Consider the following 17094-nt stretch of genomic DNA (forward strand, 5'->3'; position numbering starts at 1 on the left):
ATCTTTAGTGAAGCTGGAAGTACAGAGCAAAGCCCAGAGCAGCAAATGCGCCAGAAATAATCCAGAATCTAAAGACTACTTTTGTCTCGTTCCAGCCAAGTTTCTCAAAGTGATGATGCAGTGGAGCCATCAAGAATACGCGCTTTTTAGTTGCCTTGTAGCTTACAACCTGAATGATAACGGACAGTGCCTCGATGATAAAAAGGCCGCCCATGACCAGGGAAACTACCTCAGTCTTGGTAAGGACAGCCAGAGCTGCAAAGGCAGCGCCCCAGGCAAGAGAGCCGGTGTCTCCCATAAAAATGCTTGCAGGATAGCTGTTAAACCACAAAAAACCAATACAAGCGCCTGCGATAGATGCGGCAAAAACAGCAAGGCTACTCTCGCCATAGCGGAAAGCTACCGCAGCCATAAAAATCATGACGACCATAACGCAGCCACCAGCGAGGCCATCAAGACCGTCGGTCAGATTGACAGCGTTGGAAAGGCCTGCCATGAGCAAAAAGACAAAGAACAGGTACAACCAAGGAATAGAAATTACGCTTCCACCTAAATTGACGGTAGTAGTGAGGATGCCCAGGTTGATTTCAAGGCCACCAGGGAACGCAATAATAGGAGTAATGCCCCAAATATTGACTGCTGCCAGACAAAATGCCACAGAGATAGTAATGAGTCCAGCCATCTTCTGAGATGCGGTGAGGCCAAGGCTTCTTCCATGGGCAACGGACTCAATATCGTCCAGAAGGCCCAGCGAGCCCGTAAGCAGCATAGCAGCCATAGCAAGAATAAGATCGGTGTTCCACTGGGCAAGCGCAATACAGGTCAGCACAATGCTTACTAGCATAACAACGCCACCCATAGTAGGAGTACCCTGCTTAACCAGGTGCTGCTGAGGACCGTCAGCGCGAACCTGCTGACCCACTCCCTCTTTCTTCATCAGTTTGATAAAGAGCGGCATTAAAATCAACGTGATGATGCAGGAGACACCAAGCGCAACAAACACCTGGTATGTTGGGTAAATAGTCTGGTAAAACATTACTCGGTAACTCCTTTTACAAAAATATCAAGCTGAGCAGACCTAGATGCCTTGGCGAGAAGAACGTCTCCTCGCTTCAGTACTGGTCCGAGCACGGTAAGTGCTTCGTTGACATCGCTGAACTGTTCAATTTTATCTTCCGAGAAACCCATGACACGTGCGGCTTCAACCATTTCACGCGCGGCTCCCGTGCCAACAAAGGCAACAAGGTCTGGGTTCTTAGCGGCAATGTAAGCGCCCACATAACCGTGGAGGCGCTTCTCCTCTGGTCCAAGCTCGCCAATCTCTCCGATAAGAGCAATGCGACGGCCCTCTGCAGGCATCTGCATCAAAACGTCAAGGGCTGCAGCTGTAGAGTTAGGACTTGCATTGTAAGAGTCATCAATAATTTTGGCACCGCAGGTTGCATCAAGTACCGAAAGACGCATACGAGTGGCTGACATCTGCTCAATAGCTTCTGCTGCAGCATCAAGGTCAAGACCAAGCGTCTCTATAGCCTCAAGCGCCAAAAGAAGGTCGTCGACAACAACGCGACCAGGCACCTCAAGGGTTACCGTGCGCGACCAGCCAGAAGCAGCACTAATAGTGGCAGTTGGAAGGCCCTCCTCGTCAAGCGTGACCTGCTGCGCACTCATGACGTCAGCCTCTGTTGCGCCTACTGTCTTGCAAACAACGTGAGCAGGTCGAGCAAACTCATCTGCAATGAACTTGGTGTAGTCCCCTGCCGAAGCCTGAATAAGCGTAGGCTCAATTGAGCCAAATGCGCGCATGCCAGAAACAATCTCTGCCTTGGCGCGCGCAATGTTTTCTCGACTGCCGAGAAGACCGATGTGGCTGGTGCCAACGTTGGTAATGACCGCCACTGTTGGACGGGCAACAGAGGTAAGCCTGGTAATCTCACCGGCATGATTCATGCCCAGCTCAAGCACAAGTACCTCAGTGTCTTCTGGAGTAGAAAGCACCGTGAGAGGCAGGCCAATGAGGTTATTGTGGTTGCCAGCAGTAGCATGCACACGGCGGGTAGCGCCAATGCCACGACGAAGCATTTCTTTGGTAGTAGTTTTACCAACTGATCCGGTTACACCCACAACCAGCCAGTTTGGATGGGCTTCTCGCCAAGCAGCGGCAAGAGCCAGCAGAAACGCCTCACAGTCATCGTCAGCGGCTTCAAGAACGCTGACTCCTGTGGCGGCCAGGTTGTCGAGCAGATTGTCTGCTACAGGCTCAGATGCCACAACAACAGCAGCGCCCGCCTGGGCAGCAGATAAGAGATAGGAGTTTCCATTGACCTTCTCGCCAGCGAAGGCCACGAAGAGCGAGCCTTCCTGGACCTCACGAGAGTCAATGACGGCCGCGCCCGCAACCTCGCGGGTTCCACGGTGGAGCAGTCGTGCATTTGTAGCTGCGACTATCTGTTCAACCGAAAGCTTTACCATGAGCTCTCCTAGTTATTGATTGGTTGAATATTAAGGCGTGTAGCTGCGTCTTTTGCAAATTGCGAGAAGACCACAGCGGCAGACTGCGATGCAAGATGGTGGGTATCGTTAAGTCCAACGTAAACCATCAAATCAGATTCTGATGGATTCACGATACCGCAGAAGGAATCAACAAAACCGGAATTCTCGCCATACGAGCCGGTTTCTTCCACAACCTGCTGGCCCGTACCCGTTTTACCAGCAACGGTATAGCCATAGATACCTGCACGAACACCGGTACCCTCTTTGACAACGGTAGTCATCATGTCAAGCTCGGCCGAAGCTGTGGAAGCGGAAATAACGTCTTTAGTAGGCCAGGTAACCTCTTGACCGCCCTTAGAAACCATAAAGTGTGGAGTCACCATAGTTCCCTTATTAGCAACAGCGGTATATGCGCGAATGACCTGGATAAATGGGATTGCAAGACCCTGACCAAACGCCATGTTTCCGCCCGTTGGGCCTTCATATTCGTCCAGAGAGCGGACAATTCCTGTAGCTTCACCAGGGAAGTCAATGCCCGTGGTGTGGCCTATGCCAAACTTATCAATTCCTGCTGCAAAGCGCTCATCACCTATGAGCTGTGTCTCGAGGAAGGCCATACCAACGTTGGAGGAACGCCTGAGCATCTCTCTTACACTCATGTCCATGGCGCTGGTACGCCAGTCGTCGTCGGTAACCTTGTTATCGCCAACCTTGAGCTCAGTTGGAATGTTGAAGGTTGAATTTGGACCAAAGAGGTTATTGTCTATACCAATTGAGGTGGTAATTACCTTAAATACCGAGCCAGGCTCATAGATACTTGAGACGAGCTTGAGGTTGAGGGATTCGTAGTCAACGCCGTTATCGCTCTTAAAATCTGGCAGAGGGTACGAAGCAGCGGCATAGATTTCTCCGGTACGAGGATTCATAGCCATGATTGAGCCACCCTGCTGGGTTTCAAAGTCTTTGACTGCGGCAGTAAGCTGCTCTTCCGCCTTCTTCTGCAGCTCAATATCAATGGAAAGAACAATGTCCTGTCCATTTTGTGCCTCAGTGATGTTTGAAGTACCGCCAGCAATTGGCGTACCACCAGCGCCGGTCTCAACAATCATATGGCCATTAGTACCTGCAAGGATATCGTTGTAGTAATACTCAAGGCCAGAAGCGCCCTCGTTATCTGCGTTTACAAAGCCCAGAATCTGAACACCAACGTTGCCATAGGGATAGACACGCTTGGTGTTGTTGACAAAATAGACGCCCTTGAGGTTTTTCTCGTCAAGTGCTTTTTCAATCTTAGAAGCGGTATCAGTGTCAACACGACGACGCACGTAGACAAAGGTGGTGTCTTGCTGCAGGTCTCCGAGGTAGTCTGAAGGGCTTCCGCCTAAGAGCGAGGCAAAGACCTGAGCTACGGAGCTTGCGTCTTTAATCTCTGAAGGATTGGCATAGATGTCTTTGCAGTCAACGCTCATGGCTAAGACATTGCCGTTGCGGTCGTAAATGGTGCCGCGACGAGCGTGTAAGACAATGTCGTTGGTGCGGTTATTCTCGGCACCCTTTGCAAGATCTGCTGCCGTAAAGATTTGCAGCCAAGCAAGCCTAAGAACAACAATTGCCACCATAATTGCCATAGCAGCTGCTACGCGACGGAGTCTACCTTCAGGGCCAACACCATCCGAGCCACCGCTGCTACCACGATGACCACGAAAATGCACACGAGAGGCCTCGTCGTACGAGGCCTCAGGAGTTTTTCTGCGCGATGCGCGAGTATGTCGATTCTGCGTACTCACAACGTATATTTTACGCCTAAGCGTTGTTGCTTACGTCTACAACAGGACGATTTGTCTCAAGAGTCATACCGTAATTCTGAGTAGCAATGCGCTCAATGCGTGTAGTGCTTGCAAGCAGGGAGCGAGAAACGCGCAGGGAATCGTTAGTTGCGGTTGTTGCGCGCATTTCATTTCTGATGACGTTGTTAGCCTGAAGAGTTGAAACCGTGGCGGTAGAGATACCAATACGGACAACACCAAGCGTCAAGAAGAGTGCTGCAGCAACAGCAATAAGCTTGACACGCTGGATGAACTGGCTGCTTACGCCACGGCGAGCATCAGCATCAAGGCCGCCACCAGGGACAACCTCAAAAGATGAGCGAGTGCTCTGTTCAGGAGCGTACTCATGCTCAAACTGAGTTGTGCGTGCTACAGCTTCTGATCCGTAACGTGCCATTAAACTTCAATCCCTTCAAAAACTTCTTCACACCAAGCAACAAGTGCTATGGGGTACTTCATTTCTCTGGGTCGCGTTTAACCGCTACCCTCATCAGGGCACTTCTCGCCCTTGGGTTGCGCTCAATCTCTTCTGGAGTTGCCACAAGAGGTTTGCGCGTAATCACGTCAACTATCGGCACTTGACCGCACATACAAACCGGAAGGTCTGGCGGGCAGATACAACCTTGGCTGAGCTCGGAGAACACGTGCTTGACAATGCGATCTTCAAGCGAGTGGTACGAGATAACGCAAATCCTGCCTCCTGGATTAGCCCAGGCAATTGCAGAGCGAAGTCCGCGTTCCAAAACCTCAAGCTCGTGGTTTACTTCAATACGAAGTGCTTGGAACGTCTTTCTGGCAGGATGTCCGCCGTGACGACGTGCTGCTGCGGGAATTGCCGCCTTGATTACCTCAACAAGTTCAAGCGTCGTTTGAATGGGACGCTTTTCTCGCGTTTGTACAATGCGTCGTGCAATGCGTGAGGCAAATTTCTCGTCTCCGTAAATTCGAAGGATTCGGGCGAGGTCGGCTTCGTTATAGGTGTTGATGACCTCTTGTGCAGTTGGAGTTTGTTTGCCCGGGTCCATTCGCATATCCAACGGGGCATCTTCGTGGTACGAAAAGCCTCGCTCTGGGATATCAAGCTGAGGAGAAGAAACACCAATGTCAAAGAGGAAACAGTCAACTCCGGGGACTTCTGCAGAGACGAGAAGTTCATCGAGGTCGCCAAAGTTTCCCTTAAGCGGCAAAAACTCCGCGTTTGGTACTTCTTGCTTCAGGCGAGCAGCTGCTGCTTGATGAGCCATTGCGTCCTGGTCAATTCCAATGGAAAGACCGTCTGGAGCAATCAGCTTTGCCATCTCTACGGTGTGACCCGCTCCTCCCAAGGTACAGTCGCAAACAACTTCACCTGGCTTGGGGTCCAGCTCGCGCAGCACTTCTACAAGCATTACTGGTTGGTGCCGATATTCGACTTTCAAGTTACCGTCTTCTACCTTCACGATCTTCTCGCCTCACTAGGCGCCAAAGATGAGGTCCTCGAGCGTTGCAACGCGGTCATCTGCCGAGAAGAGGCTGTTCCACTTGTTGGTGTTCCAAATCTCAAAGTGGTCGCCGTTACCGACAATGGTGACGTCGCGGTCAAGCTGGAGCTTCTCCCTAGCCTGTGGATCGGACTCGTCAATCTTTCCCAGAGCAACGCGGCCGGCCGAGTCAATGTCGACGGTTGTTGCTGCTGCGTTCAGCATACGAAGTGCTGTGACGTCGTCGCGGTTCCTTGGGTTGAGGTTCAGACTTGCAATCCAAGCCTCGTACGCCTCAGGTGAGTAGCCGTAAAGCGCGTCCTGTCGACGGAGCAAGATGACAACATCTCCAAGCTGCTTGCGCTGAGGTGCAGGAAGAGTCACGCGAATCTTGGAGTCCAGCGAACGCTGATACTGACCAGTAAGCATGTCTCCCCCTTTCACGTTGGCGCCCCTTGCCGCGCGGGCTGTGTTTGTGTTGTGTGTGCGCGGCAACGCTTGGGCATAGTCCGTCGATTGAACGTGAAATAAATATAACTCATTCCGACACTTACACACACTAGAAAACACTTTCCAACACCAAGTATTTTTCTTATGGTCTAGCTGGGGTTTAACAAAGATGAGAATTGATAGAGCAAGACCACAATATGTAGTGTTTAAAAAAATCCGAACTACAAAAGAACGGATTTTCTTAGCCTTAAGCTCGATTTATTAAATTTTTTATGTCGTAATAATTTTTGAGGAAATTGTGGTGAACTCGTGGCGAAAATCACACGTTGCTCTGACAAAGCCTTTGCTCTGCTTTTACGCAGTCACCACTTTGCCCCACACCTATCCCACGCTTGCTCCGCGATTGCGTCAAGCGCAAGTCAAGCGCGATTGAAGCGCGGGTCAAACGCGAGCCAAGCTAGCATCAAGCTCGTCTATTTGTCCGTACGAACATGAGCTCTTGGGTGAGCCTCAAGATATACATCTCTAATGTGAGACCTATCTACGTGCGTATAGAGCTGTGTAGTTGAAATATCAACATGTCCCAAAAGCTCCTGCACCGAGCGAAGATCAGCGCCGCCTTCTAGAAGATGTGTGGCAAAACTGTGGCGCAGCGTGTGAGGGTGCAAACCCTCAATTCCCACTACCCTGCCGTAATTTGCCACTAATTTATGCACCGACTGGCGAGAAATGCGTCCACCTCTGGCATTTACAAACACCTCAGACACCTGACCGTGCTTAAGCAAAAGCGAGCGAGCCTCATAAAGGTATGTTTTAAGCGCGCGATGCGCAGAGCCTAATACAGGAACTACACGTTCTTTAGAGCCCTTACCAAAAACGCGTAAGAGCTCATCTTCTAGAAAGACTCCACGCACCTCAAGATCGCAGAGCTCAGATACACGAAGTCCGCAGCCATACAACAATTCAAGTATGGTTCTATCTCTAATTCCTAGAGGTGAATTAGGGAATGGCTGGTCAAGCAGCTCTTCTGCCTTCTCCTGAGAGATAACATCAGGAAGCCTTTGAATTCTTGCTGCAGTAGGTAAATCTTCAGCTGGCGATGACTCGCAAATTTGCTCGACAGCCATAAACTTGTGGAAGTTTCTAATAGCAGCAGTATGGCGTTCAACTGAAGCTGGAGCCATACCTAAATCTCTAAGAGAGCCAATGTATTCTTCTACATCAGAGCGAGTCACCTGGCTGGGCAAAGTAATTTTTTTGCTACTTAACCAGAGGAGATAACCCTCTAAATCTCTGGTGTAGGCATCAAGCGTATTGACAGAAAGACCCCGCTCAACAGCAACGTACGCTAAAAATTCTGTACGCGCCTGAGCGAGGTCCATACGTATTCTTCCCTAGTAAAAATTCTGCTTAAAGGGCCTGGTTTACATCATGACGGTCAACACCCTCATGATGAGCGATTGCTGCACGTGCAAACTCACGGAACAAAGGTGCAGGATGAGTTGGACGGCTCTTAAACTCTGGGTGTGCCTGACTTGCAACAAACCAAGGGTGAACAGACTCTGGAAGCTCAATCATCTCTACAAGGCGATCGTCTGGAGAAACACCAGAAACTACCAGACCAGCCTCAACAAGCTGATTACGGAATACGTTGCTTACCTCATAGCGGTGACGATGACGCTCGTAAACCAAGTTGTTGCCATATGCCTCGTGTGCAAGAGTTCCCTCAACAACCTTACAAGGATAAGAACCAAGGCGCATGGTACCGCCCTTGTCAGTAATATCCTCCTGATCAGGCATAAGATCGATGACAGGATATGGAGTATCTGGACCAAACTCTGCTGAATTTGCGCCCTCCATGCCGCAGACGTCACGAGCAAACTCAGTAACAGCCATCTGCATGCCAAGGCAAACACCAAGGTAAGGAATCTTGAGCTCACGAGCACGACGAATAGCAACCATCTTGCCCTCTACGCCGCGAAGACCAAAGCCGCCAGGAACCAAAATGCCGTCCGCACCAGCAAGCTCCTGCTCTACGTCTTCTTCTGTCAGCTCTTCACCATTTACCAGGCGGATATCAACGTGCCTGCCATAGAAAATACCAGAGTGGTGAAGTGCCTCAATAACAGAAAGGTAAGCATCAGGCAGCTGCGTATACTTGCCGACAACATAAATTCTTGTTGCGTCTTCAAGTGCATTTGCCTTATGCATAGCAGTAGTAAATGCTTCCCAGCTGCCAAGATCACTTGGACGGACTTCAAGACCAAGACGCTCAAGTACCTTTTTGTCAAATCCCTGTGCTGCCAGGTGTGCTGGAACATCGTAAATTGAAGGCAGATCATTGTTCTCAAAAACGCAATCTGCATCAACGTCGCAGAAATTAGCGATTTTCTCGCGAATAGAGTCATCCACAGAATGGCTAGAACGGCACACGATAAAGTCTGGCTGAATACCAAGGGAACGAAGCTCTTTTACGGAGTGCTGTGTAGGCTTAGTCTTGACCTCATGAGCAGCAGCAATATAAGGAACAAGGCTCACGTGAATAATAGCAACGTTGCTTGCGCCACGCTCTTTTCTAAACTGGCGAATTGCCTCAACAAAAGGCTGAGACTCAATATCACCAATAGTGCCACCAAGCTCTGTAATGACTACATCGGCATTAGTAACCTCTTCAATGCGAGCAAAACGAGCCTTAATTGCATCAGTTACATGAGGAATTACCTGAACTGTACCACCAAGGAAGTCTCCAGCGCGCTCACGCTGAATCAAAGACTGATAAATGAGGCCAGTGGTGAAGTTAGACTCCCTGGTAAGGTTCTCATCAATAAAGCGCTCATAATGACCAAGGTCAAGGTCAGTCTCTTTACCGTCCTCAGTGACAAAAACCTCACCATGCTGGAAAGGACTCATAGTGCCTGGGTCAACATTGAGATATGGGTCAGCTTTTTGCATCATGACCTTATAGCCACGAGCCTTAAGAAGTCGGCCGAGAGATGCAGCAGTGATTCCTTTTCCAAGAGAGGAAACAACGCCACCTGTTACAAATATGTGCTTGGTCATGGATTACTCCCGTAGGTAAGATTAGCCAATTACATTTCTACGGGTCTTTATATTATTCCGCTTTAAGGCCCATAGTGCCGAGAAATTTAATCTCCAAACAAATACATTGTTATGTCCATATAGTTCTGAAAAATCTAGCGGACTTCTGACAGCAGCTCATGCGCGTGAGCCAAAGAAGCCTCAGTTATAGAGCCTGAAAGCATGCGTGCAATCTCTTCTTCTCTCTGAGTACCAGAAACCTCTGTAAGAGAAGTTATAGGGAGCGCGTTATGTTCTTCTGTCTTTGAGACTACATACTGTTTAGAGGCCATAACAGCAACCTGTGGCAAGTGAGTCACCACAATCACCTGATGTGTTTTAGCAAGCTGCGCTAAAACCTCTGCAAGAGCAACGGCAGTAGCTCCACCAACGCCAGCGTCAACCTCATCAAATACAAGCGTATCGCAGACGTCAGACTCTCCTAGAACCACTTTACATGCAAGCATGACGCGAGAAACCTCACCACCAGAGGCAATCTTTCTAAGCGGACGAGCAGTCATCTGAGCTGAAGGCTTATACATAAGCTCAATCTTTGTAGAGCCAACTTTATTCCACTGCTCAAAAGGAAGATCTTCAAAGTTCAATTCAATCTGAGCTGAACCCATCTGCAGATGACTCATTTGCTTAGTAACAGCATCACAAAGTTTTGGAGCTGCAGCAACACGAACCTTTTTAAGTGCCTGAGCCTTTACGGTAAGAGTTTCTTTTGCTTTATCTACTTCTGTCTGTGCCTCACGGACAAGCTTTTTTGTGTCTCTTGTAACTTCAAGAAGATTTTGAGCTGCCTGGTATTTCTTAAATACATCTTTCATGCCAGGACCGTACGTTCTCATAAGACCCTGAAGACGAGCCATACGACTTTCCATCTCTTCAAGTGCTTCTTCATCAAAATCGAGAGATCCAACATAGCTTCTGAGCTCTGAAGAAACATCCTCAATCTCTATAAGTGCGCTTGAAAGAGACTCTGCATAATTACCTAGCGTAGCATCAAACGTTGCAGCACTCTGAAGCATCTGAACTGCATCAGAGAGAGAATCAATAACGCCCTCATCACCTGAGAGTAACTCGTGTGTTCCTCCTGCAGCTTGAAGGAGAGCTTCTGCGTGTTCAAACCGAGGAAGTTGCTCTTCTAGATCTTCTAGCTCTCCTTCTTTAGGAGAGACCTCATCAATTCTTTGAACAAGAAATGCCGCTTCATCAATCTTTGCATTGCTAGACTGGCTTACTTCAATAACTCGTTGAAGTTCAGCGACTGCAGCATGGTAAGCATGAAGAGCGTCTACATACTCTGTCTGACAAGATTGAATATCTGATCCAATCCATGCGTCCAACATGCTGACATGGTTCTTTACGTCAAGCAGCCTTTGATGCTCATGCTGACCACACAGATCAATTGATGTTCCAATACCTCCGGCCAGTTCTTTAACTGATGCCATGTGGCCATCAATCTCTACTCTGCCTCTGCCATCAGCAGAGACTTTTCTAGAGACTACAATTCCCTCTTGATCTTCTGGCGAGGTAAAAAAGCGTGCCTCAACCCTAAGAGCGTCTGTTCCTTCTCTTACTGCAGAAGCATCCGCACGCTCTCCTACTAAGAGCTTAATGGAAGATAAAAGAGCGGTTTTACCAGCACCTGTCTCTCCTGTTAAAACAGTTAAACCTGAGGCGGGTGCAAGAGAAGCGTCTTCAATAAGTGCAACATTTTGCACGCGAAGTTCATCAAGCATATATGACCTGCTTACTGACCAGTTTTACCGTAAAATACACGAGAAACTGAACGATAGAAACTATCAGCACTTCTATCAAGCAGAATGATATCTCCTGGTCCACGGCTAATACGAGCTTTGGTAGCCACACCCTCTTCTGGATGCTTAATGTTTTGCCCATCAGAGAAGAAGTGACATGTCGCCGGCCTATCTTTTGACATGGTAATTTCAACCACATCAGAAGGAGAGGTAAGGAATGCACGAGCCAAAATAGTATGTGGTGCGATTGGCACGCAAACCATTCCCGAGAACTCTGGTGTAACAATAGGGCCACCAGCAGCAAGAGCATAGCCGGTGGATCCAGTTGCTGTACTAACAACAAAACCATCACCGCGAAGCTTATCAATATGGTTGCCTGATACAGAAACTGTAAACTCAACCATATCGCCTGCTCCACCTCTGGAAACTGCAAAATCATTGAGCGAGAAGGTCTTCTCGACGTAAGTTTCTCCAGATGGAAGCTCATACTCTGTTTCTATTGCAAGTGTTGCTCTTCTAGATACGTGAAGCTCTCCAGCAAGAGCATCAGCTACCATCTCAATCATTTGATGAGGAGTTGCACTAGTTAAAAAGCCAAGGTGACCATAAGAGATACCCAAAATTGGAATTTCTGAATACTCAACAATTTTGGCGGCCCTCAGAAGCGTTCCGTCTCCACCAAGAGAAATAACAAGCTGGCAATCAGAACAATCTACAACTTTATCCGGGAATAGCTTTTTATCGTGTGCCCATTGAACATCACAGCCCTGCTCAAAGAGCCATTCTTCAAGTTCACGTGCACCAGAAACAGCAACTTCTCTTGAATAATTTGGAACAAGAAGTACCTTCACGCAAACCACTCTCCCGATTTTGCTTGATTGCACAACTGAAACAGTTAAAGCGTCTGATTCGATGTACTTAGTATACCTAAAAAAATACAAACAATACTACAAAATAGAACATTCGTTCTATTTCACTATTTCTACAGAATGACTCGATACCACTGAAGCAAGATCCAAATCATGCGAACCTGCCTCAAGCTGTCCAAACAGTAAATATTCCACGTTACCCTTAGCACCGTGAATAGGACTTTCACACGCGCCCAAAGGACCCATATGAGCTTCCTTAAACGCATCGGAAACCTTTTGCAGCGTTTGCAGACGCACGGAGGCATCAGTCACAATACCGCCCTCACCCACTTCTTCCCTCTTAGCTTCAAACTGCGGTTTGACCAGCGTAACAAATACTCCTTCAGGAGCTAAAACATCTAAGACAGAGGGAAGAATTGACAGGATTGAAGTAAACGACACGTCACACACAGCTACATCAAAGACGTGAGAGTAGCCCAATTCCGGCAGCGAAGTAATATTTGTTCGTTCTAGCAGTTCAACCCTGCTATCGTTTCTAAGCGACCAATCAAACTGCGCATAGCCAACATCAACTGAGGTAACCGTAGCAGCTCCATTTTGAAGCAAGCAATCGGTAAAACCACCAGTTGAACAGCCAATATCTAAGCATTTTTTATGCTGTGCTGTAAAATCAAAAACTTCAAAGGCGCGTTGGAGCTTAAGTCCGCCTCTACTCACGTACGGAATAGCGCCTTTTACGTGCAGAAATAATCCCTCAGGAACAAGCTCTCCCGCTGAGGTCAGTCTTCTATCGCTCGTAGAAACATCGCCCGCAAGAATTGCGCGCAGCGCAGCCTGAGTATCTTTGAAAAATCCTTGCCTAACCAGCTCTTTATCAAGCCTTTGGCGAGAAACACGTTGAGCCACTAGTGCTCATCGCTTTCTGAAACTGCATCATCAGACGACGTTTCATCTGCGGCTGAAGCCTCAGCCTGCTCATCAGAAGTCTGCTCATCAGAAGCAGCTTCTTCGTTGGACGCTTCTCCTGCAGCCTGAGCCTGAACCAGACGCTCTTCCTCTTCTGGCGTAAACTCTGTGGTGTCAACCATGTTGACAGCCTTTGAGCCTAGAGCAATTGCCTCATCAAAGAGGTCAAGAGAATGCTCCAGTGAGACGTTTTTATCGCGAACTTGATCAACAATTGAATCAAGTCTTGCGGTTATCTGGTCAAAGCTCTGATATTCAGACGTATCGATTTTTGCCATGACTACTCTGCATCTTCCACAGAGCTCTCTGGCTCTTCTTCAGAAACGTCTTGCTCAGCAGACTGCTTATGGCACAGAGAATAAATGTCTTCTCCAGCCTCAATGTCATCAACAATACGACCAAGAACGCCGTTAATAAAGCGAGGAGAATCATCGCCGCAGTAAGCGCGAGCAAGGTCAACTACCTCGTTAATAGCAACAGCTACATCAACCTCAGGAACCTCAAGAATCTCGTAAAGAGAAATTCTTAAGAGATTTCGGTCTACGGAAGGCATGCGATCAATTGCCCAGTCTTTTGAGTAAGCAGCAATGATGTCATCAAGGTCATCTCTAATGCCATCTGCTCCCACTGCCAGCGACTGCGCATACTCATCAAGAGGTCCCTCGGAGAGCGTATAGTCTCCGTCGAGGACCTCAAGAACGCTGCGATTAGTGGCTTCAGCCTGGAATAAAAGCTGTAGTGCTTGGCTACGGGCGCGGGTACGTCCAAAAAACTTAACGCTCAAGCCTACTCCTTAGGAAAAACAAGGCTGTCAATGTAAACATCAACGGAAGCAATGCTGACGCCAATCTGCTCATTTACAGCAGTTGCAACAGCAAGCCTTACCTCAGACGCAAGCTTTGTGAAAGGATAGCCATAGAAAACGGTAAGGTGAACTCCAAGATGGAGCTGACCGTTCTCTACACCTGCTTCTACAGCCTTCTCTGGAGCAAGGCTTCTGCTGGTAAAGACGTTAATAAGGTTGGATGCCAGTGTATCGTTTCCGCCAACGGAGGCAACACCTTCAACACTTCCAGCTGCGCCGGAGACAACCGTTGAAATTACATCTTTTGAGATGCCGATGCCTGCTATACGAAGCTCTGTTTCAGCCATGTCTACCCCCTAAAAAAGACAAACTGTCTTTGAAATAATTACTCAATACTGTTGGATGCTTATGCACCCAAAGAGAATGCATTAAACGCGAGAAACAAACTTGCCGTCGCGAGTGTCAACCTTAATGCGCTCACCCTGGTTCAGATACATTGGAACCTGAAGAGTTGCACCGGTCTCAATAGTTGCTGGCTTAGTACCACCCTGAACGGTGTCGCCCTTGAAGCCTGGATCAGTCTCAGTGATCTCTGCCTCAATGAACATTGGAGGCTCAACGCCAAGAAGCTCAGTGTCTGCATAGAGAAGCTGTGCGTTATCGTTCTCCTTGAACCAGACGCTCTTCTCGCCAATGAAATCAGCAGGAACAGCTACCTGATCGTATGTCTCATTGTCCATGAAGTAGAAGGACTCACCGTCGTTGTAGAGGTACTGCATCTCTTTGGTGAGCAGAAGAACGTTCTCAAACTTGGTGCCAGCGTTGCAGGTCTGATCGATAACGCGGCCAGAGCGAAGGTCACGAATCTTATAGCGGACAAAAGCGCCGCCCTTACCTGGCTTTACGTGCTGGAACTCAACGATAGTGTAGTACTTATCGTTAATCTTAAGGCCAAGGCCGTTCTTGAAATCTGCGGTGCTGATAGTTGCCACGTCTAACTCTTTTCACTCGATAAAGTCGCGAGAAGAACGTGAATTTTCAAACTACCCGCGACACGTATATGCATGTTGGATTTTATCAGTTTCACGCCTTCCGTGCTGGCGGCTCTTGTGAAAATGCAAAATTTGCTTACTTCTTTTTAATAAAACTCTCTTTAATAAGGCGAGGAAGCTGTGGAATTGCCATAAGTCCGTGCTTAAAGACAAACCAGAAGTTTGGAGAACGTACGAGTTTCTCCTCCCCTATATAGGCGCGAATTGCCCTGAGTGTTGCTTTATTGTCTCGTGTAGAAAACGAGTAGTTACCATTACTTTTAGTAAAGATAGCAAAGCGAGAAATGCTTTTGGTACGTCCCAGGACTGAGGCGGCCACATGATCTATCTGATCCCAGGGAATCTGGATGTAATCTTCGGGATTTTTCTGGTTGTAGAACTCAAAGGCCTTATTGCCAATAAGGATATCGCCATACGTAGCTAGCCCATGGAATGACGTTGCCTTTGCGGTGAAATCGACCGTACTGTTTTGAGACTGAGCCATACAATCCTTTCAAAAAATGGGTCGCACCCATTATAGAGCGCGACCCATATTAGTGCGACTTTAAGTACTAGAACGTACTCTTACTCATTACATAAAGCCAAGGAGTCGACCAATAATACCAACGGCAAAGAGAGCCAGGATGATAGCAATTGGAGAGACCTTCTTCTTAAGCAGTGAGCAGCAAAGCAGTGTCAGACCAACAGCTGCCAGTCCAGGAACAAGCGAGTCAAGGTTGGACTGTAGCGTGGTTACCTTCACTGGATCAAGACCGTTTGGTCCAAGAACAGAGTAGAGCTTCAAAGCCTGATACATTCCGTCTACTCCTGAAGGAATGCTTGTCCAATCAATGTAAGCGCCTGCCTGCTGAGGAATGGTAGAAACAACTGGGGTAAATGAAATTGAAACCCAACGCTGTACCAGGGCACCAATGATAAACATACCAAGAATAGAAGCACCCTCAGTAATCTTGCCCAGCATGCCGCCAGAAAGATCGGAAGAAATTGAAGCGCCTGCCTTGTAGCCAAACTCCTGGGTGTACCACAGGAAGGAAAGGCGGATGACGTTCCACAGAACAAAGAAGAGAATAGGGCCAAGTGCAGAACCACCAGCGGCAATAGATGCGCCGAGTGCTCCAAGAATTGGACGGACAGTAAACCAGAAGACTGGATCACCAACACCGGCCAGAGGGCCCATCATGCCTACCTTAACGCCCTGAATTGCAACATCGTCAATAGGCTCACCGTTAGCACGTCCCTCCTCCAGTGCAAGGGTAACGCCCATGACTGGTGCAGAAACATAAGGGTGAGTGTTGTAGAACTCAAGGTGGCGCTTAAGAGCTGCTACCTGATCTTCTTTGTTTGGATAAAGCTTTTTGATGGCTGGAATCATTGAGAATGCCCAACCACCGTTCTGCATACGCTCGTAGTTCCAAGAACCCTGAAGGAACTGATGACGAAGAGCAACAGACATGCGGTCTTTCTTAGAAAGCTGAATCTTATTCTCCATTAGTTTCACGCTCCTTCAGAATTAGTAGTTGTCAATAATATCGCCGAGCGGATCACCAGATCCGCCACCTGCGCCGCCACCCTGCTTAGCAAGGTCTTTAAGACCAATGTAGAGAATAGCAAGGCAAACACCAATAACACCAAGAGCAATAAGAGTGAGCTGGTTAATAGCAGCAAAGACAAAGCCAAGAGCAAAGAACGGCCAAACCTCACGAGTAGCCATCATGTTAATGACCATTGCGTAACCAACAGCAGCAACCATGCCGCCGCCAACTGCCATACCGCCAGTGAGCCACTTAGGCATTGCGTTTAGAGCATCAGTGACAATAGCTGGGTCAATGAAGCAAAGAGCAGCTGCAGGAACGGCAATACGTGCGCCCTGCATGAGGATAGCTACAATGTGCCAACGCTCGATTGCAGCAAAATCGCCCTTCTCGGCAGCTGCATCCATTGCGTGGACAATACCAGTTGCAATAGTACGAGCAATCATGGTAAGGAACAGGCCTGCTACTGACAGAGGAATTGCAAGTGCAATAGAGGTGTTAATAGCAGCGGTGGTGTCAGTATCTCCACCATTCAGTGCCAAAACCATAATAATTGCGGATGCAACAGATGCCAAAGCTGCATCCGGTGCAACTGCAGCACCGATGTTTGCCCAACCAAGAGCAATCATCTGAAGAGAACCACCAAGGAAAATTCCCTCGGCAGGATGACCAGTCACAAGGCCAATCAGTGAACAAGCAACCAGGGGCTGATGGAACTCCCACTGGTCAAGAATACCTTCCATGCCAGCAAGAAGAGCAACAATTACGACAAGCAGTATTGTGATAGGTGTCATTTC

18 protein-coding genes are annotated in these 17094 nt (G+C 48.3%); all 18 read right to left on the reverse strand.

The genetic code is table 11. The features are described from left to right. Nucleotides 1-4 precede the first annotated feature (4 nt). Nucleotides 5-1036 (reverse strand): phospho-N-acetylmuramoyl-pentapeptide-transferase, encoded by a 1032-nt coding sequence (gene mraY / locus RWJ96_RS01455; protein WP_314018516.1) that lies wholly within the window; start codon nt 1034-1036, stop codon nt 5-7. Beyond that, the gene (murF, locus tag RWJ96_RS01460; protein ID WP_314018517.1) at nt 1036-2472 is read right to left on the reverse strand and encodes a UDP-N-acetylmuramoyl-tripeptide--D-alanyl-D-alanine ligase; all 1437 of its coding nucleotides are present in this window, start codon (nt 2470-2472) and stop codon (nt 1036-1038) included. Before murF ends, mraY begins: the two co-directional genes overlap by 1 nt. An 8-nt stretch (nt 2473-2480) precedes the next feature. Beyond that, entirely contained in the window at nt 2481-4205 is a 1725-nt protein-coding gene (locus tag RWJ96_RS01465; RefSeq protein WP_314018518.1) for a penicillin-binding protein 2, read from the reverse strand. Nucleotides 4206-4296: 91 nt separating this feature from the next. Then, entirely contained in the window at nt 4297-4716 is a 420-nt protein-coding gene (locus RWJ96_RS01470) for a cell division protein FtsL (RefSeq protein WP_314018520.1), read from the reverse strand. A gap of 58 nt (nt 4717-4774) precedes the next feature. Next, a complete protein-coding gene (gene rsmH / locus RWJ96_RS01475; protein ID WP_314018522.1) occupies nt 4775-5758 on the reverse strand; it encodes a 16S rRNA (cytosine(1402)-N(4))-methyltransferase RsmH in 984 nt (327 codons plus the stop codon). Nucleotides 5759-5773: 15 nt separating this feature from the next. Further along, nucleotides 5774-6223 (reverse strand): division/cell wall cluster transcriptional repressor MraZ, encoded by a 450-nt coding sequence (locus RWJ96_RS01480; protein ID WP_232215582.1) that lies wholly within the window; start codon nt 6221-6223, stop codon nt 5774-5776. Nucleotides 6224-6702: 479 nt separating this feature from the next. Beyond that, nucleotides 6703-7611 carry a site-specific tyrosine recombinase gene (locus tag RWJ96_RS01485; RefSeq protein ID WP_314018524.1) on the reverse strand — a complete coding sequence of 303 codons (909 nt, stop codon included), beginning with the start codon at nt 7609-7611 and terminating at the stop codon, nt 6703-6705. Between the two features lie 28 nt (nt 7612-7639). Then, nucleotides 7640-9289 carry a CTP synthase gene (locus RWJ96_RS01490; protein ID WP_314018526.1) on the reverse strand — a complete coding sequence of 550 codons (1650 nt, stop codon included), beginning with the start codon at nt 9287-9289 and terminating at the stop codon, nt 7640-7642. Between the two features lie 134 nt (nt 9290-9423). Continuing rightward, on the reverse strand, nt 9424-11055 hold the full coding sequence (locus RWJ96_RS01495) for a DNA repair protein RecN (protein WP_314018528.1): 1632 nt from the start codon (nt 11053-11055) through the stop codon (nt 9424-9426). 11 nt (nt 11056-11066) lie between these two features. Continuing rightward, nucleotides 11067-11924: an NAD(+)/NADH kinase gene (locus RWJ96_RS01500; RefSeq protein WP_035431814.1), complete on the reverse strand. Its 858-nt coding sequence runs from the start codon at nt 11922-11924 to the stop codon at nt 11067-11069. 117 nt (nt 11925-12041) lie between these two features. Next, nucleotides 12042-12848: a TlyA family RNA methyltransferase gene (locus RWJ96_RS01505; RefSeq protein ID WP_314018530.1), complete on the reverse strand. Its 807-nt coding sequence runs from the start codon at nt 12846-12848 to the stop codon at nt 12042-12044. Then, nucleotides 12848-13186, reverse strand: coding sequence for an exodeoxyribonuclease VII small subunit (locus tag RWJ96_RS01510; RefSeq protein WP_314018531.1), 339 nt, complete (start codon nt 13184-13186; stop codon nt 12848-12850). Before RWJ96_RS01510 ends, RWJ96_RS01505 begins: the two co-directional genes overlap by 1 nt. A 2-nt stretch (nt 13187-13188) precedes the next feature. Beyond that, complete coding sequence (gene nusB / locus RWJ96_RS01515) at nt 13189-13692, reverse strand: transcription antitermination factor NusB (RefSeq protein WP_035428029.1); 504 nt, start codon at nt 13690-13692, stop codon at nt 13189-13191. Between the two features lie 2 nt (nt 13693-13694). Beyond that, nucleotides 13695-14060: an Asp23/Gls24 family envelope stress response protein gene (locus RWJ96_RS01520; RefSeq protein ID WP_035428027.1), complete on the reverse strand. Its 366-nt coding sequence runs from the start codon at nt 14058-14060 to the stop codon at nt 13695-13697. 81 nt (nt 14061-14141) lie between these two features. Then, nucleotides 14142-14705 carry an elongation factor P gene (gene efp / locus RWJ96_RS01525; RefSeq protein WP_012808557.1) on the reverse strand — a complete coding sequence of 188 codons (564 nt, stop codon included), beginning with the start codon at nt 14703-14705 and terminating at the stop codon, nt 14142-14144. 136 nt (nt 14706-14841) lie between these two features. Then, entirely contained in the window at nt 14842-15249 is a 408-nt protein-coding gene (locus tag RWJ96_RS01530; RefSeq protein ID WP_314018533.1) for a DUF956 family protein, read from the reverse strand. Between the two features lie 87 nt (nt 15250-15336). Continuing rightward, on the reverse strand, nt 15337-16254 hold the full coding sequence (locus tag RWJ96_RS01535) for a PTS system mannose/fructose/sorbose family transporter subunit IID (protein WP_314018534.1): 918 nt from the start codon (nt 16252-16254) through the stop codon (nt 15337-15339). A 21-nt stretch (nt 16255-16275) separates the two neighbouring features. Beyond that, nucleotides 16276-17091 carry a PTS mannose/fructose/sorbose transporter subunit IIC gene (locus tag RWJ96_RS01540; protein WP_314018536.1) on the reverse strand — a complete coding sequence of 272 codons (816 nt, stop codon included), beginning with the start codon at nt 17089-17091 and terminating at the stop codon, nt 16276-16278. Nucleotides 17092-17094 lie beyond the last annotated feature (3 nt).

Source organism: Lancefieldella parvula, assembly GCF_963547875.1.
GTDB lineage: Bacteria > Actinomycetota > Coriobacteriia > Coriobacteriales > Atopobiaceae > Lancefieldella > Lancefieldella parvula_D.